This window comes from Streptomyces sp. SL06, assembly GCF_058244745.1.
In genome coordinates this window covers 3225306-3242490 of sequence record NZ_JBSYOT010000002.1, presented here as the reverse complement: position 1 = coordinate 3242490, position 17185 = coordinate 3225306, and the positions used below count along the sequence as shown (strand labels likewise).

Below are 17185 nucleotides of genomic sequence, written 5' to 3'. Positions count from 1 at the left end.
TGCGCGGGAGTGTCTGACTAGCAGGTCAGGGCGGGTTGACGTGGTTTCAGGTTCACTGGTTCGGCCGCTGCCTGGTCGGCGTAGTGCTTCTCTTCGAACTCAATAGGGCTGAGGTAGCCGAGGCGCTTTTGGATGCGGCGGGGGGTGCCCCTATGGGTTTCGTCAGGCTGGTGGGACGGGCTGTAGGGCGTAGAAGGTGCCGTCGCGGAGCATGGCGAAGAGCACGTCGGCTCGTCGTCTGGCGAGGCAGAGGAGGGCCTGGGTGTGGTGTTTTCCCTGGCTGATCTTCTTGTCGTAGTAGGTCCGGGAGGCCGGGTCGGCCAGAGCCGCGGACGCGGACAGGAAGAAGGCCCGTTTGAGCTGCTTGTTTCCGCGGCGGGACGGTTGTTCGCCTCGGATCGAGGAGCCGGAACTGCGGGTGGTGGGGGCAAGGCCGGCGTAGGCGGCGAGGTGGGCGGCGGTCGGGAACGAACGGCCGTCACCGACGTTGATGAGGATGCGGGCTCCGGTCCTGACGCCGGTCCCCGGCATGGACGTCAGGACCTTCGAAAGAGGGTGGTTCTCCAGCAGTTCCTCGATTCGGGTGGCCAGGAGTTTCCGCTGGTCGAGCACTGCTCGGAGCGAGTTGGCGAGGCTGGGGATGATCAGAGCGGCCGCGGCGGTGCCCGGGACGACGACGGTCTGTTCGTCCAGGGCGGTGAAGATGTCGTCGACGAGGCGCTCGGCCATCCGCGGTGCCTTCGGGCGTATCAGCGTGATGAGCCGTCGGTGTCCGGCTTTGCGGATCTGGGCCGGGGAGCCGAACTGGTCGAGGAGCGTGAGCACGGCCGGGTGCTGGACGCGTGGGCCCAGGACGTGTTCCAGCGACGGGTGGATCTGGGTGAGCAGGCCGCGCAGGCGGTTGCTGATGCGGGTTGCTTCGCCGGCCAGGTCGTCGTCGAAGCCGACGATCATCTCCAGCTCGGCGATGGTCTCGTCCTGGAGGTCGACCGAGCGGAGCGTGTGCGGCATGACGCGGGCCGCGTCCGGGATGACGAACGCGTCGCGGGCATCTGTCTTGGCCTCGCCGGGATAGAGGTCGGCGATCCGTCGCATCGTCAGGCCGGGCAGATAGGCGACCGGGCAGCCCATGTCCCGGGCCACGGCCAGCGGCAGGGCGCCGATGGAGGCCGGCTGGTCGACCACCACGAGCACGGTCCCGTGCTTGGCCTGCAGTTTGCCGAACACTTCGCGAAGCTTGGGTTCGCTGTTGGGCAGCCGCTTGTCGAAGGCCTTCTTCCCGGCCGGGGTGACGGCGGTGGCGTGGTGTTCGCCTTTGCCGACATCCAGGCCGAGGAAGGCGCCGATGTCACTGACGTTCGATCACGTGCGTCCTTCGGTCGTCCTCGCCCGGCCGTCCCACGGCACCGATCGCCACATCCACATTACGAAGAGCCTCCCGGCCTGCGAAGAAGCCGGTGGTCATGCCCCTAATCAGCGGTCTGTCGATGCCTTCGGAGCCGGTGACACCACCCCCCAGGACATGCGATCGACAGGGAGAGAAAGTCATGCCAACTCCGAAGGCCAGGCGCCCCATTGCGGGCTACCAAAACGGTAATGGGGGGTTATAGAAGCCGTCGATGTACTCGAAGAGCGCGAGATTCGCCTCGGCTCTGGTGTCGAAGGTCCGTCCGCGGATGCACTCGGTCTTGATCAGCATCCACAGGTTCTCCGCCAGGGCGTTGTCGAAGGAGTCGCCGACCGAGCCCATGGACGCTTGGACTCCTGCTCTGACCAGACGTGCTGTGAGCTTGATGGACGTGTATTGCGTGCCGTGGTCGGCATGGTGGACGAGTTCGCCGGGGGTGACCTCGCGGCTGGCCAGCGCGTACTCAGGGGAGGTGAGAACCAGGCCGGCGTCCGCGCGGGCGGAGGTCTCCCAGGCCACGACTCTGCGGGAGAAGGCGTCGCGGACCGCCGACAGCCACAGTGGCCCCTCCAGAGTGGGGATCATGGTCAGGCCGGTGACCCACAGCCGGTTCCGCGCGGGTGCCGTGAAGTCGCGTTGCACCAGGTCAGGGGCGTGGTCGGCGTCCGGGTCGCGGCGGGTGAAGCTCTTGCTCCTGCGGGGGCTGATCCCGGCCAGGCCGGCCTGCCGCATGAGCCGCTCGACCCGCTTGCGGCCGACATGGACGCCCTCGCGCTTCAGGACGGCATGGATCCTGGGCGATCCGTAGATCCCGCCGGAGTCCTGATGGATCTGCCGGATCTGCCCGGTCAGCCCGGTGTCCTGGCGGATCCGTTCGCAGGGGTCCTTCCCGGCCTGGCGCCAGCGGTAGTAGGTGGAGGAGGGGATGTGCAGTTCCCGCAATACAGGCTCGACCTCCAGGTGCGGGTGCTCATCGAGGAGCGCTCTCACCTGGGCCGGGTCGGGTCGAGCTGCGCGGCGAAAAAAGCCGAGGCTGTCCGCAGGACCTCGTTCGCCCGGCGCAGGTCCCGCACCTCGCGCCGCAGCTGGGCGAGCTCTTCCTTCTCCTCGGTAGTGAGCAGGTCATCCCGCTCGCCGACGTTGGCCTCGGCCTGCCGGATCCAGTTGCGCAGGGCTTCGTGATGCACGCCGAGTTCCTCGGCCATGCGGCGGATCACGGGCTCCGGCTCGGCCGTCCGGTACATCCGCACCGCACGCTCACGCAACTCCAGCGGGTACTTCCTCGGGGCAGGCATCGTCTGGGCTCCTCTCATGAGACCCATCTGACCTGCTGTCACCTTTCCCCGCATCTCGGGGGAACCTCAATGGTGACGATCTCGGGTGCCGTGTGGGCGACGGCGGCATCGAGACGCGGCTGGTCGACATGCTGGGCCTCCAGGGCCCGGGACATGGCCCAGGTGCGGCTCATGACGACGGCTGCCTGCTGTGCCTGCGGGTCGGTGTTTCCGCGCACCAGGACCGACACGCTGCCGTCGGTGACCACGACCGCGGCGTCTACCTTTTTACTGTCGGTCTGCTCCCGCGCCTGATCGAGACCCGAGCAGGACCGCACCCGCACCTCCTTCACCGTGGTCCCGAACTGGGATTGCGGTGCACCGCACGCTGCGATGGTGAACGACTTGGTCTCGCCCATGTAGGAGAGCCCGACCACCAGTGCGCCGACCACAGCGACCATGATCGCCATTCCTGCGAAGTAGCCCTTGGTCGCGAGGCGCGAACTGACTTCCCGTCGGTAGACCAGCAGGATGTCCTGCCACGGCCGGGAGCGGTGTGTGCGTGAGTCCGAAGTCATCGGTCGGTACCTTCCGGCGATTCGATCAGGTCGCAGAACATGTCGGTGAGCGTCGGTTGGTGCCAGGCCATGCGGCGGACGGTTCCGTGCCGCATGGCCGCCAGCAGCACGTCGTTCTCGGTGTGCGCGCCGGCCAGTTCCAACAGCACCCCGTCGTGGAGCCGTTCATAGGAGGCGACGGCGTCCACGTCCTTCGGCCAGTCGCCGTCGGCGCCCTCGACCTCCAGGTGGAGGCGGGCCGGTGCTTCGAAGCGCAGTTCGTCGAGGCTTCCGCACGCGGCGAGCCTGCCCTGGCGGACCACGGCGACGCGGTCGCAGAGCCTTTCCACCAGCTCCAACTGGTGACTGGAGAAGAGCACGGGGGTTCCCTGTGCCGCCTTCTCCTTCAGGACTGTGCTCATGTCCTGCACGGCGAAGGGGTCGAGCCCGGAGAACGGCTCGTCGAGGATGAGCACGTCGGGGTCGTGGACGAGAGCCGCTGCCAGCTGCACCCGCTGCCGGTTGCCGAGGCTCAGGGACTCGATGGTGTTGTCCCGGTACTCCGCCAGGTGCAGGCGCTCGGTCCAGTCCAGCATGGCGGCGCGCCCCTCGGACGCCGACAGGCCATGAAGCCGACCGAGGTAGATGAGGTGCTTGGCCACCGTCATCTTCGGATACAGGCCGCGCTCTTCCGGCATGTACCCGAAGCGTGCGGTGTCGTGCACGCTCACGGGAGTGTCGCCCCAGCGAACCTCGCCCTGATCTGCGGTGAGCACACCTACCGCGATGCGCATCGTGGTGGTCTTCCCGGCCCCGTTGCTGCCCACGAAGCCGAAGATCTCGCCGGGCGACACGGTGAAGGAGAGCGCGTCGAGTGCCTGACGCGTTCCGTAGCTCTTCGAGAGGGAGTCGATCTCCAAGGGATTCACATCCGTTCTCTCTTTCTGGGTCTGGGCGGGGCAGCGGCAGGGTGAGCGCTGCGATCGACGGGGCTGCCAGGGGGACTGAGCCGGACCCCTTGAGACGCGGCGCACAGTGCTTTCCTGGAATCTAGCACTTGAAAATTAGGAAAGTGAATGCCAGTATGGCAACCATGGACGCTGAACAAGCACGAAACGATCTCGAGCAAGCCCGTCAGTCCTACCGGGCCTCCGTCGAACCCCGGCTGCCTGCGTGGGCGCCGCCCACCTGCGGTTTCCTCGTGGGTGCCGCCATAGCGCTGGGCGGATTCAGTCCCTCGCCTCTCTGGCTGAAGGCGTTGGCCATCGCCGGGGGCGTCCTCCTTGCCCTGGCGGCTGATCAGATACTGACCCGCATCCGGACCCGGCAGGGCGTCACCGGCCTGCGCGGTCCCGCACGTGAGAAGCGCAGCCGCACAGTCAATGCCTGCGCGGTCATCCTGATCTGTGCACTGGCTGTCAGCCCGGACCTCCGTTGGGTCTGGGCCGGGCTGGGCCTGGCTGTGTTCCTCTACACCTGGTTCGTGCTGCAGAAGCAGGTCCGCGCATGACTGCCGAGCTGAACGACGCGTTCCGAACGGTCACCCGCATCCGGATCGCGGCGTTCCTCTCCGGCTGCGACGAAGCGGAGTTCCGCGCCGTCCAGGAGTACTGCGGCCTCTCGCCCTCGAACCTCTCCAAGAACGTCTCCGCCCTTGAGGACATGGGCTACGTCGCGGTCCGCAAGGGCTACGTCGGCAAGACGCCCCGAACATGGCTCACACTCACTGACGGCGGGCGAAGTGCCCTGGTCAGTCACATGGCCGCATTGCAAGGGATCGCTGACAGTGCTGCTCGCCACGCCTGAGCGGCGAGGCGAGCCGGTGCTGATGCCCCAACGGGGTGCCACCCCCGGCAGGGGCGGCACCCCGTTGAGATGAGGTCATCTGATCAGCACTTGATGTTGTACGTCGTGGCCGATGCCACGAACGACGCGATGCTGACGGAGACCTCGATCGAACCGGGAGCCTCACCCAGAGCGTCGGAGCTGTACTCTTCGGCGTCGGTGTAGGCGGCGTATCCGGCAATGAGATTCTCGTTCATGAGGTGATCCTTTTCTCGTGATCCGTTCCGCAGAGTGAGGAACGGCGTTGGGAAATTCCGCGGTGCGATTCCCTCTTAGAGCCGCACCGGAGTGCGAACGTCAACATGGACGGGATATGGCGGGTGGTTGGTCCTGACATTGCGCCTGCAGACGGAGGGTCTGGCCTTAGCACGCAGGCCCGAGCTGTCCGGGGGAAAGTACGACGTAATGAATCCCTTCATTCGCCGCCACCCTCCACACGGCATATGCCCCTGCATGAGCATCGCACCGTTATCCGGTGTGCCTGATCAGCAACCCTTGTCCCAGGTGGCCGCGACGCTGGCGCCGACCGACGCCGCCGTGATGACCCAGCTGGCCGACTCGGCGGAGCCGGGGGCGTCATTGAGGGCGGTCGCGCCGTACTCGTCGGCGTCGGTGTAGGCGGCGTAGCCGGCGATCAGCTTCTCGTTCATGGAAATCTCCCTATGTGCTGTGCCCCGTGAAGGACACGTTCCCTGCAACCTCACCGGTCGGTGTTGTTGTGAGAGGAGTTGAACATCGGCCCGGCGGCTGCGTCGATGCGCGAACTGCCGGGCCGTTGCGCCGACAAGGCGGCTGACCAGTCTGTTCGCGCAGAAAAGGAAAGTGAACCCGAAAGTTGACCTTGGATTTCACTGTCCTTGATGTCCGGGTGCCCGTGCGGGAGATGGCCGGCGGGACCTGTCGGAACATGGCTCAGAGGCCATTGATGGGCAAGAATCGGCCATCCGCGTCTGCGGCGGGTCAAATCCCGGGTGAGGCGGCGGGTGGACCGCCTGCACCTTTCAACAACCGGGAGAGTTGAGCGCCCGGTCCCCTGCAGCCACTGATCGGCGGTGCAGCATGTGGCACCACCAGGTGCAGGAGTGTGCGCACCACGGATCTCGAACAGAGGGACCGGAATTGGCACAGTTGTCTCCGCAAGGCGAGATCCATCAAGTGATTTCTACGCCACGGGGAGAAACGATGCGCCACATCATCCGTTCGAAGTCGGCCGCCCGCCGGGCAGGCAACATCCCTCGCACCGTGTCCTGTTCGCTGATCGGAGCGGTCTTCCTCAGCCTCTGTACCGTCGGTACGGCGCGGGCCGACGAGTCGGCAACGTCCCCCGTTCCGCCAGCCGCATCCTCCCTTCCGGGGCACATGCTCGACGAGGTGTTCCCGCTGCTCGACGACGTGCTCGGGCTCGATTTCCACGACTGGGGATGAGCGCACGGGCCTCGACGGCTGCGCCAGTGGCGAGGCGGGGACCCGATGAACGGCGAGTGGACGACCGCGCAACCGCCGTCCGCAATCGAGGATGCCGAAAGTAACGGTCACACCGCGTGCATGCCTTTCTGACCGCCGCTCACCCCGCCCCGTTACGAGGATCCGTCAATGTCTGCTCAATACCGCGTGCGGATCGTAGCCACGGCTGACGTCCCGTACGGCGCCGCATCAGAACTCGCTGCGGTCCGGCTGATCGCCCTGTTGCCCGCCCGGTGGACGTGCGCCCAACTGGAATGCACGCCCACTGCCGCAACGCTGGTCCTCACCCCGCTGCCGGAAGCGTCGCCGTCCGAAGTGACCGCCGCAGTGGACGAGGCGCTTGCTCAGTCCATCCTGCGCGGTTGGACCCGTACCTCGAACTGACACGGTTCCACCGTGCAGTGATGTGACCGCACAGGGAGTGCGGCGCATTGCACCCATACGCGATGACCGTGAGGGCAGCCGCCCTTTGTGCCCGCTGTCGGCGGGTCACCACGAAAGCGAACGCCACAAGGGAGAAGAATCGTGCCCCGTCCTCCAGCCATGCCGTCTGATCAGAAGGCCGCCATTGTCCTGTCGATCCTGTCGGGCGACATCACCGCTGCCGAGGCCGCCCGGTCTGCGGGAGTCAGCGGGCAGGCCATCAGCAACTGGAAGCGCCGCTTCATCGAGGCAGGCTGCGGCGGACTCGATGCGACCTCGGATCAGCAGGCCAATCGAGAGGCCGAACTCCGCAATCAGATAAACCAGTTGAAGGGCGCTCTGGGCGATTCCTATCTGCAACTGCAGGCTATACGTCAGACCATGCGCACGCGGGCAGGTGTCGGTGGGCCTGTCCGCGTTCCCGGCAGCAGCCGCGCCAGGGACGAGGCACGCACACTCACGCAGTCGCGCCTCAATGGTCTGGTGCCTGGGCGGCGTTCCGTCTGACCTTCCTGCCTGATCGGCTCACGGTCGGACGAGTTGTCCTCACCGGTGGCTGAACCGAGCAGTGAAGTCCCCCGATGTCCGGACAGCCTAATACCGGGACGTATGGGTCCCGGAGGAAGTAGTCCAGGTAGTGAATAGGAAGAGCAACACGAGCAAGCGGTACACGGCGGAGTCCAAGAAGGATGCCGTTGATCTCGTCCGTTCCTCCGAGCGGATGGTGTCGGAGGTCGCGCGGGAGTTCAGGGTGAGTTCCGAAGGGTCTGCGGCGCTGGGCCAGGCAGGCTGGGGTCGATCGGAGCGAGGGGCCTGTCCAGGCTCTACTTCGCGGCTGGCCAGGGCGTATTCCAGCGAGGACAGGGCCAAGGTCGGCATCCGCACGGGCAGAGGTTTCCCAGGCCGCCACATGGCGGGAGAAGGCGTCTCGGATGGCCGACAGCCACAGCGGCCCTTCGTTGGTGGGGATCATCGTGAGGTCGGTGATCCACAGCCGGTTCGGGGCACTCGCGGTGAAGTCGCGCTGGACCAGCTCGGTGGCGAGGGAGGCTTTCGGCCGCGGCTGGTGAAGCCCTTGCCGTGCCGCCGTGGGCTGCCTCCGTGGAGTCCGGTCTCACATGCACCAGACGCTCGACGGCCTTGCGGCCGGTCGCATCGCCCTCGCGCCGGAGTGAGGAGAACTCCGAGGAATAAGACGACGCCTGACAGGGTGACGCGGTCATCTCTCCGGTTGCACCGGCAGCGACGGCACCGCCGCCGTCCCGCGCGGCACCGCACGCGCGGCCACCCTTCGACTGGCCGTCCACATGCGGGACTTCTCCTCGTTCGTCGGCTGGCACGAGGACCTGCGCCACTACTGCGACCGGCCGGCGGAAACTCTCACCGAGGACGGCTCTTCCGCTCTTCAGGGACCACGACCTCGGGGGTCATCGAGGACAGCCCACAGGGACCGCGCCGGAACCAAACAACTCACCAGAAAGGGGCAGGGCACATGTCACGCACGATGAGGTCTCTTGCAGGAGCTTCTCTTCTCTCCCTGGCTCTCGTGGCCTACGGCTCGTCAGCCGTCGCGGACAGCCGGAACGAAGAGACGGTGGGCGGGGAGAGCGCAGGCGTTGCCGCATGGTCCGTTTCCCACGGAACGGCCAGCGCGTCGGGTACGACTCGGGCTGTGGACAGCGGGAGCGTGTTCGGCTCGAACTTCGCTGTCGAGGGCGAACTGCGCAACACCGGTTCCGAGTGCTATTCGGTCTGGATCCAGTGGACGATGGGCCTGACCATGGGGCCGCCGTTCAAGATGGGTACGCAGTGCGGTGCCGGATCGATCCCGGTCCGTCTTGAGAAGCCGGGCGGTCTGGGGACGACCTGGGTGAAGATCTGCCGCGACACCGAGACCCCGCACAGCGGCTGCAGTCCCATCCAGTACCTGCGTTGAGGCGCCTCGCTGCGGGCGCCTGCTCGGTGCCACTCTGCGTCTGGTCAGCAGCTACGGCGACCTGACGCTTCGGCTGTCCCTTGCCCACCTGCACCGCACCCTGTGCACCGCCGCGGGCGGCCCCTACAGCACCCTCCAGGGTGACGCCCCACAGGGGAACCCGGCGCGGGAGACGCCACCGTGCCCGACGGACCAGGACGGCGGCGCCGCTTCGCCGTCCTGCCGTCAGCTGCCCGCGATGACCGTCGTCGTCACCGTCACCGCGATGATCGTCGCCAGCACGTCCTCCGCGGCCTTCACGACGTGGCGAGCCGCCGTCGCGGTGGGCAAACTCTCGGTCGAGCGGGGCGCTGAGGTCGTGATCTCCACCGCCCACAAGGCCAAGGGTTTCGAGAATGGGCTTCCGTCCGCATCGGCTCGGATTTCACCGAGCCGGTGGACCATGAGGAGACGGACGAGAACGGTGACCCCTTGCCCGGCGACATCGACGACGTCGAGGCCCGCCTCGCCTACGTCGCTGTCACCCGCGCCCGCCACCGACTCGACATCGGCGGCCTGGGCCGGATCAACCAGCACCCCGACGGCAACCCCGGCGGAACACATCCGTGCCAGGACCGGGCAGGTAGCAGCTGGGGTGAGGCGCTACCGGGGAGGCATCCGTGGAGGAACCCACTGGCGGATGGCTTGTAGAGGTCCCACAGTGACCTCCGCTCGTCTCTCCGACCGCTCGACAGCATCGCCGGCAGCCCGGCGGCAGTCTTGCTGGCGGGCCGGTGAGAGCCCCACCGGTGGACAGTCGGTGGACAGACGCCTGTGGACGGTGCATCACGGGGTGGCACGGGTCAACCTGTTGCACGTGCACTGATCAGGAAAAACGGCACCGGACAGTACGACGAGTCACCACGCAACACGATCGCTCCTGGTCTCGTAATGCGTAGGTCTCGGGTTCGAATCCCGAAGGCGGCTCTGTGCTGAACCCCAGGTCAAGCCTCTGACCTGGGGTTTCTTGTTTTCTTTGACCTTGGAACTCGGGCAGGTCGGACACTTTTGGCCTGTGCATCGCAATGCGTAGGTCACGGATTCGCTCGCTGTTGCTGGCAGGCCGTGACAAGGCTCTGACCAGCGGGTTTGGTGCATTTGGTCCTTCGGTTGTCTGTGCAGGCAAACGCTCCGTTGGACAGTCGGTGGACAAGCGTGCGCGACGGTTCGTCAGAAACGCCTCGCCGCCCCTGGGGGAGCCGAGGGTTTCGGGTGCCTTGGGAATGGTGGTCGGCGGCGTAGGGCTTGTGTTGTTCCGACAGGCGGGGGAGACGCTGGCTGCCGAGGGGCGACGTCACCGGTGAGGTTCCTGCCGCGGCGTCGCCCACGGACGGGACTCCTCGTCCGTGGGAGGATCGGCAGGTAGGTCGGAGTGTGGCGGAGGCGGCAGCGTTGGTGGCGGACGAGACGATGGCCCAGCGCCTGCTGGGTTGGCTGGTGCCCGGCGGTGACCCGCTAGTCGCGCTCTCGGCGGCCGAGGTTGAACGCTTCTGCTGGTACGAGCTGCCCCGCAAGTGGCACGCGGACGCCCCTGAGCAGCGGCGGGCTGTCGCCGTCCTGGCCGACCTGCTGACCTCGATCGGCCGCGTTCGGGCCGCCGCGGTGTGCACGAGCGAAACCACCGCCCAGGTGCTGGCGGCCTGGCAGTGCTCCGAGGAGACGGGTTTCGCGGCCTACCGCAAGGCCGTGGCCGCCTCGCCCACGACCCCGCCGGACGTACCCGAGCTGAGCTGGGGGCAGGTCATGGGCATCCAGGAAGCGCTGGCCCGTGCCAACCTCGAACGTCGACTGGAGCAGGCTCTGGACAAGGGCGAGTTCGACCCGAACGCGCGTGCGTTCCCGGTCGCGCGCCGACGGCTCGTCCAGCACTGGATCACCACCGTGCAGCCCGTGTTTGAGGGGCGCGCCCCGCTGGAGGCCGTCCGCCGCGAGCGATGCGAGTTGTGGGCCGAGGCGCCCCCGGCTGAGCGTCGCGCCCTGCTCGCCGGTGTGCTGCCTTCCCTGGAGGAGTCGGCCGCGGCACCCGTGGACACGGCTGAGCCGCTGCGGTGGCTGCTGGAGCAGATCGGTGACGGCGTCACCCTGACCCAGGCCGGCTACCTGCCGCGGGAAGTGGTGGCAGCCGCGTTTGCCCACTACCCGCACTGGTACCCGATCGGCAAGGGGCCGCGCTCCGAGTCGGATTTGTTCCAGCTGGCCGGCCTGCACGAACTCGCCCGCACTCACCGATTGGTGACCAAGCGCCTTCGTACGCTCAAGCTCTCGGCTGCCGGCCATGCTCAGCTGAAGGACCACCAGTTGCGCCAGCACACGGCCGCGCTGGCCTGGCTCGGCACCACCGCAGCGGATCGGCAGGTGACCGAGTGCGCCTTGGGCGCGCTGTGGGCGGAGCCCCGGCTCCGCGAGGACCTGCGCGATGCCATCCATCCTGTGCTTGCTGCAGGCTTCACGCACGGCGACGGCACCGCGATGGAGAGGCAGGACACCGAGCGGCTGCTGTGGAGGTTCTGGCACACCGGCCGCGAACTCGGCTACCTCGAGCCGGAACGGTCCATCGACGCCCCGATCTCCCTTTCTGCCACCGGCCGCCCTGCCGCCCTCGCCGCGCTCCGCCTCCTGGCCGAGGGGCCGCGCGACCGCGTCTGAGCGTGCATCAGCGGGCTGTCAGGCCGGCGTCGATGAGGCGCCGCATCAGCGAGGGTTTGCCGCGGTGCTGTTCGCGCAGGTCGTGCAGGCGTCGGGCGAACTCCTCGGAGGTGCCTGCCCGGTCGGCCACCTCGCGGAGATCCTCCAGGAGGGTGACGGCGGTGTCGTAGGGGCCGGGCTGCTTCTGCCCGATCAGGTGGGCGATGTCCTGCCAGGCTTGCTCGGCGTTCTCGGCCAGGCGGTCCAGGTGGCTCTCGCGAGCGCGCTGTTCGGCTCGGCGGGCCCGGGTGCGGGCCTGGTCTTGCTGCCGGGTGTGCTCGCTGCGCACCTCGTGGGCGGCGTCGAGGAGTTCCGCGGCCGAGCGGCGCCGGGTGGTGGTGGACGGTCCGGCCGTACCACGGGACGCGGCGCGGTGTCGGGCCAGCAGAGTGGCGCCCGGTTGCGGGGCGGTGCCCAGGGCTGCGTCCAGCAGCAGGGTGTCCTTCTCACGTGGTGGCAGGGCGCGGATCCAGGCGGCGAGCGCGTCCTTGTCGATCGCCTGGGAAGGGGCGGCAGCGCTCGCGCGGGCAGCAGCGGTGAGCAGGTGCGGGTCGATGTTCAGGAAGTCGGCCAATGCCTGCTGCGGGCCGGTGAGTCGGGCAAGCCCGGCAGGTACGGGCGGCTCGACGGTGGAGGTGTACTCGTCCTCGTCGACGTCCTCCTCCAGCTCCCAGCGGGTGAGCCCGGAAAGCCAGGCCAGATAGAGGGGGCGCAGGTCGCCCGCGGCGAGTTCGGTACGCAGGGTGGTGAACGAGGCGAGGGTGAAGGAGGTCTCGAAGTCCCACTCGCCGCCGTCCTCGGCCTCGTAGGAGAAGTCGAGCAGCAAATGCCCTTTCCTGGTCCAGCAGGTCAAGGCGTCTTCCGCGCAGTACGGCTCGGTGCTGCGGGCGGGCAGCAGTGTTGTGGGCAGTCGAAGCAGCAGATGCCGCGAACCCCAGTTGGCGAAGTACAGATGGGCGTCGTACACCTGCTCCATCAGTCTGCGCTCATCGCCGCGGAAGTTGCCGTAGTGGTACTCGTTGACGAAGTGGGTCGCGCTGATCCGGGCCCGGCTCGACAACGCCCGAACCCCTTCGAGCTCGTCGTTCGTCAACGGTCGGTCGATGGCCTGGAACTCGTAGTACTGGTACTCGCTCACGGCCGTGCAGACTACTGCCGTGCGCTGCGGCTCATCTCACGGGACCTGGACGTGATCCCTCGTTCGGGGACTATCCACGGTTACGGTCCCGGCGGTGCCGTAGGGTTCAGATCGGGCCGAGAACGACGGGGGCCCGCAGGGGCCGGACGGCAGGCGTGTGGTGGCGGCACCGAGGGAACGGCTGGCTCGGCTGCTCGGCGGGGCGAAGGCGGTGGTGGCTTTCAGCGCCCGGCTGGAGGCGCGAGCTGGACACCGCTGCCCGGCGCGTCGAGATCGCCCACGGTCCGGTAGATCACGGTCAGCCTCGCGGCGGGGACTCGCGCCGAAATGGGGTCCAGGTCACGGACCCCGGGTCGCGGGCTGAGCAGCCGCTCGCCCTCCTGCTCCTTGCGCGGGAAGCCAATGCCCGGCGTAGTTCGCCCATGGCCTCGCGGCACCGGACTCGCGCCCGGCTGAGGAGGCGATGGAGACGCTGGTCGATCTGGCCTGTTACGTGAAGGGCTACGACTGTTGCCGCTCCGAGGATCCGATGGAGGTGGCGCGGTTCGTCGTCTCCGACGCCGTCACCGCACTCTGGACGCGGACCGGGTGCGGCGCGGCGAGCGAGCGTGAGACCTCGCTCGCCTCGATGCTCGACGCCTGCTGGCCGACCGGATGCCTGGGTGGCCTGGGCCAGGCGGGTACCTGGAGGCACTCGAGCGGCTGGTTGAGCCGGATCCTGCCCGAGCGAAGCGGGTCTACGGTTATGACTCCTCAGCCTCGGAACGTTAGCGCCGCGCCGGCTGCGCACCCTGCCCTCGCCGGTGCCGATTCGCTGCCGTTCCAGGCCAGTCATGCCTGGGGGCGACCTGGACCGGGCCCGCGCCCTGGTGGGCGAGGCCCTGTGGGAGCTTCCCGAGCATCAGGAGCTGGTGAGGTTCGCGGCCGAGATCGGGGCAGTGCTGCCAGCTCGGGTACCGGGGGCAGGGCGGTTCTCCGGCTGAACGGACTCTGAGTCCACGGGCATGCGTTGCGCTGGGGCGGGTCCAGGGCGGTCACGGTGATCGGGACGACGGTGGTTCTTGTGGTCGGCTCAGGGGCGGCCTTCGCAGCCCCCGCGGGCGGGTGGCGGCGCGCAGCTCCGGTGTCTGGTTGCGGATCGAGGCGTCGCCGATGTCTCTGACGGACACCACAGCGACCGGCGGACAGCGCTCGCACGGGGGCATACTGGGCGCATGGAGTCTCGGGTGCGGTATGCGGAGATCCGGCCCTACACGGTTCCGGAGACGCTGGAGGAGCTGGCCGGTCCGGCAGCCGAGGTGGTGGTTCTGCCGACTGTGCTGGACTGGACGCCGAAGCGCGTCTACGACCTGTCGGACGACGTTGACCTGCGGATGCTTTATGAGACGGTCATCCGTGAGGCCATGCGTGTGGAGGAGCTGCGGAAGTTCCTGGACCCCCTGCTGCTCTCGGCCGTGTGGCAGAGGCTGTGGCTTCCGCCGCGCGCGCGGTTGATGTGGGAAGGGCGATTACCGCAACTGGTCCGCAGGGCTGCGTAGTATCCACCTGTATGGACCCCTTTCACGCCCGACTCGCCTGTATCGGTCTTGGGGCCGCCGCGGGATACGGTTTTGTCCTGGCCGGCGGGTACGCGGTTCAGGCGCACGGGTTCCTGGAACGGCTGTCGGATGACGTTGACCTCTTCACGGACATCGCGGACCCAGTCGCCTTCTCCGAGGCCGTCGATACGATGGCGGCCGCCTACCGGGCGGCGGACTTCGCCGTTGAGGTGGAGAAGTCCGGTGGGGTGTTCGCACGGTTCGCGGTTGTCGATGAACAGGGGCACACAACGAAGGTGGAGCTCGGGTGCGACTGGCGGGCTCGCCCGCCTGCCGTGCTGGAGATTGGCCCGGTCCTCCACCCCGATGATGCGGTAGCCAACAAGGTGACCACGCTGTTCGGACGGGCCGCGCCACGGGATTACCTCGACGTGAATGCCGCGCTCGCCTCCGGGCGGTACTCGGGTGGCCGGCTGTTGCAGCTGGCGTCGGAGCACGACGCCGGGGTTCGATCCGCGTTACTTCGCCCAAGCGCTGCGAGCTGTCGACCGTTGGCCGGACCGGGAGTACGAGGCATACGGCGTCGATGGCGGCCAGGTGGAGGACATGCGCCGACGGTTGCGTGCCTGGGCCGCCGAGATCCTCGATGAATGGCTCGAAGAGAGATGACCCAGTCGGCCGTGTCGACCTGAGCGCCAACTGGCGCGGGCTCCTTCGCGGCTACGGCGTCGGGCACCTGAGCAGGGGGGGCACGATGCCGGAACCCCACCGAGGGGACGCTTGTGGAGGTCCTGCAGCGGCTTCCGTTCGACTCTCCGACAGGTCGGCAGCGTCGTCGGGAGCCCAGCTCCAGTCTCGCTGGTGAGCCAGCGACAACCTCGTCGGTGGACAGCCGGTGGACAGACGCCTTGGGACCGTGCATCACGGGGTGGCACCAGCCAACCTGCCGCACGTGCTCTGATCAGGTAGAACGTCACCACGGAGCACGACGGGGCACGAGGCAATATGAACGCTCATGGTCTCGTAATGCGTAGGTCTCGGGTTCGAATCCCGAAGGCGGCTCCAAGGTAAACCCCAAATCAGGCCTCTGACCTGGGGTTTCTTGTTTTGGTTGACCTTGAATTCCGGGTGAATCGGGCATGTGTGGTCTACGCATCGCAATGCGTAGGTCGCAGGTTTACTCGCAGTCGCCGATGGGTGGTAGCAAGGCTGTGACCTGCTGTTTTGATCGGCCGTGCTGCGGAATTCATCTGGTGCGAGATGTTTCCGGTGGACAGCCGGTGGACAGCTGTGCGTGATGAAACGTCAGAATTCTTGCGGGGCGTCCGAGTCCTGGGGCAAGTTGGGTTGTCCATGACCTGGGCTTGGCGATCTCGGGCTTGTGCCGTTCTGACAGCTGCCCGTGCCATACCCTCCCGCAGTGAAGTGCGCCGCCGACCGCTGCGTCGTACGAGTCCGCCCGCCCCCTTGATCTCTATGGCTCTCCCGCGTCTGTTACGGCGGGCGGCCCATCGTCTGGGCACTAAGGCATGGCTCCGCCGCCGCAGTTGCACCGGCCTCCGCCCACCGGCTTCAGTCCGGGTGAAGCACCTGATTAATCGAACGAATGATTCGCTTTTAGCGAAGTGTGGATCGAGACCTTCTACAAAGCGAACAGCGCCGACGAGGAACGCAATCAGAACGTCGAGGAAATCGAGCAGGCGCTGGCCGTCGCTTCGAAGAGCATCGACACCAACTACGACCTGTTGTTCCGACCCATCCTCGACGAACTGCGCACCTTCGGCGTGGGCACTATCGCTCCGCTGCAAACGCCGGAGATCATCTCGCTGATCGAGTCTGGGGATATTCTCCGCGGCAGCACCCGCATCCAGTACGCCTCGCCTGGGAGCGACCATCCGCTGCCTGAGGGCCACAACGGCCTCGGCTACAGCAAGCTCATCAGCACCGTGGTCCAGGTCATCGGCTTTTACCACGCCTGCCTGCGCTTGAAGCCCCGGCCGGCCCTGCAGTTGTTCTTCATTGAGGAACCCGAAGCCCACCTGCACCCCCAGATGCAGGAAGTCTTCATCAGTGAGCCTTTTCCATCTTGATCAGGTGGTGAGTTCGAGGGCGACGACGGCACGGACGACGGCGGTGATCCGGGTGGTGCTGCAGCGGAGCTTCCGCAGGAGCCGCCAGCATTTGAGGGTGGCCATGGCGCGTTCGCCGAGGCTGCGGATCTTGGCGTGATCGCGGTTGTGACGCCGGCGCCAGCCGCGCAGATTCTTGCCCCGGAACGGGACGCGGACAGCAGGGCCTGCACCCTGATACGCCTTGTCCGCCCAGCACTTGATGTCGTCGGCAGCGAGACCGGCGGGAATGCCGTGGGTCCGGGCCGCGGTCAGGTCGTGCACGGCTCCGGGTAGCGCGTCCGAGGCCCAGATCAGACGGCCGGCTGGATCCGCGAGGACCTGCACGTTCATCCCGTGGTGCTTCTTCTTCCCCGAGTAGTACGGCTGGTCGGCGGCAACGCGGTCGATCGGCGGCACGGTGCCGTCGAGGATCACGTACGCCTTCTTCCGCACGGTCTGCATCGCCTGCTCCAGCGTGGGCGCCAGAGCGGCCAGGAGATCGACGGCCTCGCGTATATACCGGTAGACCGTCGCGACCCCGACGCGGAAACCCGCTGCGAGGCGAGCGTAGGTGTCGCCGCAGCGCAGGTGGGCCAGGACGGGCAGGGTCTGCCGACCGCAGGTCAGGCGACGCCACCGGGAGCCGATCCGACGGCGGTGACCTGCGAGGAGACCGGAGAGGTGTTGCAGGGCTCGGCTGGACAGTTCGATACCGGACGGGTAGACAAGCACGCGAAAGCTCCTGGCGGACTGGTGATCTTGGTCGT

At 67.3% G+C, this 17185-nt stretch carries 21 protein-coding genes; 11 read left to right on the top strand and 10 right to left on the bottom strand.

All coding sequences use genetic code 11. From position 1 onward, the window contains the following. Nucleotides 1-162 precede the first annotated feature (162 nt). The 5 genes from AC4IHM_RS14800 to AC4IHM_RS14780 form a co-directional block, all read right to left on the bottom strand. The gene (locus tag AC4IHM_RS14800) at nt 163-1347 is read right to left on the bottom strand and encodes an IS110 family RNA-guided transposase (RefSeq protein ID WP_490870839.1); all 1185 of its coding nucleotides are present in this window, start codon (nt 1345-1347) and stop codon (nt 163-165) included. Nucleotides 1348-1582: 235 nt separating this feature from the next. Next, the gene (locus tag AC4IHM_RS14795; protein WP_490867506.1) at nt 1583-2398 is read right to left on the bottom strand and encodes an IS3 family transposase; all 816 of its coding nucleotides are present in this window, start codon (nt 2396-2398) and stop codon (nt 1583-1585) included. Continuing rightward, complete coding sequence (locus AC4IHM_RS14790; RefSeq protein WP_490867505.1) at nt 2395-2703, bottom strand: transposase; 309 nt, start codon at nt 2701-2703, stop codon at nt 2395-2397. The genes AC4IHM_RS14795 and AC4IHM_RS14790 overlap by 4 nt, the downstream gene beginning before the upstream one ends. Nucleotides 2704-2741: 38 nt before the next feature. Then, the gene (locus tag AC4IHM_RS14785; protein ID WP_490867504.1) at nt 2742-3260 is read right to left on the bottom strand and encodes a hypothetical protein; all 519 of its coding nucleotides are present in this window, start codon (nt 3258-3260) and stop codon (nt 2742-2744) included. Next, nucleotides 3257-4159 carry an ABC transporter ATP-binding protein gene (locus tag AC4IHM_RS14780; protein WP_490867503.1) on the bottom strand — a complete coding sequence of 301 codons (903 nt, stop codon included), beginning with the start codon at nt 4157-4159 and terminating at the stop codon, nt 3257-3259. The genes AC4IHM_RS14785 and AC4IHM_RS14780 overlap by 4 nt, the downstream gene beginning before the upstream one ends. A 173-nt stretch (nt 4160-4332) precedes the next feature. Here AC4IHM_RS14780 and AC4IHM_RS14775 point away from each other — a divergent pair, with 173 nt between their 5' ends. Together AC4IHM_RS14775 and AC4IHM_RS14770 are read left to right on the top strand one after the other, a co-directional pair. Beyond that, complete coding sequence (locus AC4IHM_RS14775; protein WP_490867502.1) at nt 4333-4749, top strand: hypothetical protein; 417 nt, start codon at nt 4333-4335, stop codon at nt 4747-4749. Beyond that, nucleotides 4746-5045, top strand: a complete 300-nt coding sequence (locus AC4IHM_RS14770) for a transcriptional regulator (protein ID WP_490867501.1) — start codon at nt 4746-4748, stop codon at nt 5043-5045. Before AC4IHM_RS14775 ends, AC4IHM_RS14770 begins: the two co-directional genes overlap by 4 nt. A gap of 83 nt (nt 5046-5128) precedes the next feature. Here AC4IHM_RS14770 and AC4IHM_RS14765 read toward each other — a convergent pair whose 3' ends face one another. Further along, entirely contained in the window at nt 5129-5281 is a 153-nt protein-coding gene (locus tag AC4IHM_RS14765) for an LxmA leader domain family RiPP (protein ID WP_490867500.1), read from the bottom strand. A 288-nt stretch (nt 5282-5569) separates the two neighbouring features. Beyond that, a complete protein-coding gene (locus AC4IHM_RS14760) occupies nt 5570-5734 on the bottom strand; it encodes an LxmA leader domain family RiPP (protein ID WP_490867499.1) in 165 nt (54 codons plus the stop codon). 469 nt (nt 5735-6203) lie between these two features. Here AC4IHM_RS14760 and AC4IHM_RS14755 point away from each other — a divergent pair, with 469 nt between their 5' ends. The 4 genes from AC4IHM_RS14755 to AC4IHM_RS14740 all read left to right on the top strand — a co-directional run bounded on the left by AC4IHM_RS14755 (nt 6204) and on the right by AC4IHM_RS14740 (nt 8907). Then, complete coding sequence (locus tag AC4IHM_RS14755) at nt 6204-6509, top strand: hypothetical protein (RefSeq protein ID WP_490867498.1); 306 nt, start codon at nt 6204-6206, stop codon at nt 6507-6509. Between the two features lie 168 nt (nt 6510-6677). Beyond that, nucleotides 6678-6932 carry a hypothetical protein gene (locus AC4IHM_RS14750; protein ID WP_490867497.1) on the top strand — a complete coding sequence of 85 codons (255 nt, stop codon included), beginning with the start codon at nt 6678-6680 and terminating at the stop codon, nt 6930-6932. 159 nt (nt 6933-7091) lie between these two features. Continuing rightward, the gene (locus tag AC4IHM_RS14745) at nt 7092-7478 is read left to right on the top strand and encodes a transposase (RefSeq protein ID WP_490867496.1); all 387 of its coding nucleotides are present in this window, start codon (nt 7092-7094) and stop codon (nt 7476-7478) included. A 1165-nt stretch (nt 7479-8643) separates the two neighbouring features. After that, the gene (locus AC4IHM_RS14740; RefSeq protein WP_490867495.1) at nt 8644-8907 is read left to right on the top strand and encodes a hypothetical protein; all 264 of its coding nucleotides are present in this window, start codon (nt 8644-8646) and stop codon (nt 8905-8907) included. A 225-nt stretch (nt 8908-9132) separates the two neighbouring features. Here the strand turns inward: AC4IHM_RS14740 and AC4IHM_RS14735 are convergent, their stop codons facing one another. Further along, nucleotides 9133-9483, bottom strand: coding sequence for a hypothetical protein (locus tag AC4IHM_RS14735; RefSeq protein ID WP_490867494.1), 351 nt, complete (start codon nt 9481-9483; stop codon nt 9133-9135). Nucleotides 9484-10320: 837 nt separating this feature from the next. On the opposite strand from AC4IHM_RS14735, the gene AC4IHM_RS14730 reads away from it, so the two are divergent. Then, nucleotides 10321-11592: a hypothetical protein gene (locus AC4IHM_RS14730; protein WP_490867493.1), complete on the top strand. Its 1272-nt coding sequence runs from the start codon at nt 10321-10323 to the stop codon at nt 11590-11592. A 7-nt stretch (nt 11593-11599) separates the two neighbouring features. On the opposite strand, the gene AC4IHM_RS14725 is transcribed toward AC4IHM_RS14730, so the two are convergent. Beyond that, on the bottom strand, nt 11600-12769 hold the full coding sequence (locus tag AC4IHM_RS14725; RefSeq protein WP_490867492.1) for a hypothetical protein: 1170 nt from the start codon (nt 12767-12769) through the stop codon (nt 11600-11602). An 833-nt stretch (nt 12770-13602) separates the two neighbouring features. Here AC4IHM_RS14725 and AC4IHM_RS14720 point away from each other — a divergent pair. From AC4IHM_RS14720 to AC4IHM_RS14705, 4 genes are all read left to right on the top strand, one after another. Then, nucleotides 13603-13752 carry a hypothetical protein gene (locus AC4IHM_RS14720; RefSeq protein ID WP_490867491.1) on the top strand — a complete coding sequence of 50 codons (150 nt, stop codon included), beginning with the start codon at nt 13603-13605 and terminating at the stop codon, nt 13750-13752. Nucleotides 13753-13983: 231 nt separating this feature from the next. Beyond that, nucleotides 13984-14307 (top strand): hypothetical protein, encoded by a 324-nt coding sequence (locus AC4IHM_RS14715; RefSeq protein WP_490867490.1) that lies wholly within the window; start codon nt 13984-13986, stop codon nt 14305-14307. An 11-nt stretch (nt 14308-14318) separates the two neighbouring features. Continuing rightward, complete coding sequence (locus AC4IHM_RS14710) at nt 14319-14957, top strand: nucleotidyl transferase AbiEii/AbiGii toxin family protein (RefSeq protein ID WP_490867489.1); 639 nt, start codon at nt 14319-14321, stop codon at nt 14955-14957. A 975-nt stretch (nt 14958-15932) separates the two neighbouring features. Further along, nucleotides 15933-16397, top strand: a complete 465-nt coding sequence (locus AC4IHM_RS14705) for an AAA family ATPase (RefSeq protein ID WP_490867488.1) — start codon at nt 15933-15935, stop codon at nt 16395-16397. Here the strand turns inward: AC4IHM_RS14705 and AC4IHM_RS14700 are convergent, their stop codons facing one another. Further along, nucleotides 16398-17150 carry a transposase family protein gene (locus AC4IHM_RS14700; RefSeq protein ID WP_490867487.1) on the bottom strand — a complete coding sequence of 251 codons (753 nt, stop codon included), beginning with the start codon at nt 17148-17150 and terminating at the stop codon, nt 16398-16400. It abuts the gene before it with no gap. Nucleotides 17151-17185 lie beyond the last annotated feature (35 nt).

Coding starts and splice junctions, on each gene's coding strand:
- AC4IHM_RS14790 (WP_490867505.1), bottom strand. CDS start 2,703: ATGCCTGCCCCGAGGAAGTACCCGCTGGAGTTGCGTGAGCGTGCGGTG.
- AC4IHM_RS14785 (WP_490867504.1), bottom strand. CDS start 3,260: ATGACTTCGGACTCACGCACACACCGCTCCCGGCCGTGGCAGGACATC.
- AC4IHM_RS14775 (WP_490867502.1), top strand. CDS start 4,333: ATGGACGCTGAACAAGCACGAAACGATCTCGAGCAAGCCCGTCAGTCC.
- AC4IHM_RS14770 (WP_490867501.1), top strand. CDS start 4,746: ATGACTGCCGAGCTGAACGACGCGTTCCGAACGGTCACCCGCATCCGG.
- AC4IHM_RS14765 (WP_490867500.1), bottom strand. CDS start 5,281: ATGAACGAGAATCTCATTGCCGGATACGCCGCCTACACCGACGCCGAA.
- AC4IHM_RS14760 (WP_490867499.1), bottom strand. CDS start 5,734: ATGAACGAGAAGCTGATCGCCGGCTACGCCGCCTACACCGACGCCGAC.
- AC4IHM_RS14750 (WP_490867497.1), top strand. CDS start 6,678: ATGTCTGCTCAATACCGCGTGCGGATCGTAGCCACGGCTGACGTCCCG.
- AC4IHM_RS14745 (WP_490867496.1), top strand. CDS start 7,092: ATGCCGTCTGATCAGAAGGCCGCCATTGTCCTGTCGATCCTGTCGGGC.
- AC4IHM_RS14720 (WP_490867491.1), top strand. CDS start 13,603: ATGCCTGGGGGCGACCTGGACCGGGCCCGCGCCCTGGTGGGCGAGGCC.
- AC4IHM_RS14715 (WP_490867490.1), top strand. CDS start 13,984: ATGGAGTCTCGGGTGCGGTATGCGGAGATCCGGCCCTACACGGTTCCG.
- AC4IHM_RS14710 (WP_490867489.1), top strand. CDS start 14,319: ATGGACCCCTTTCACGCCCGACTCGCCTGTATCGGTCTTGGGGCCGCC.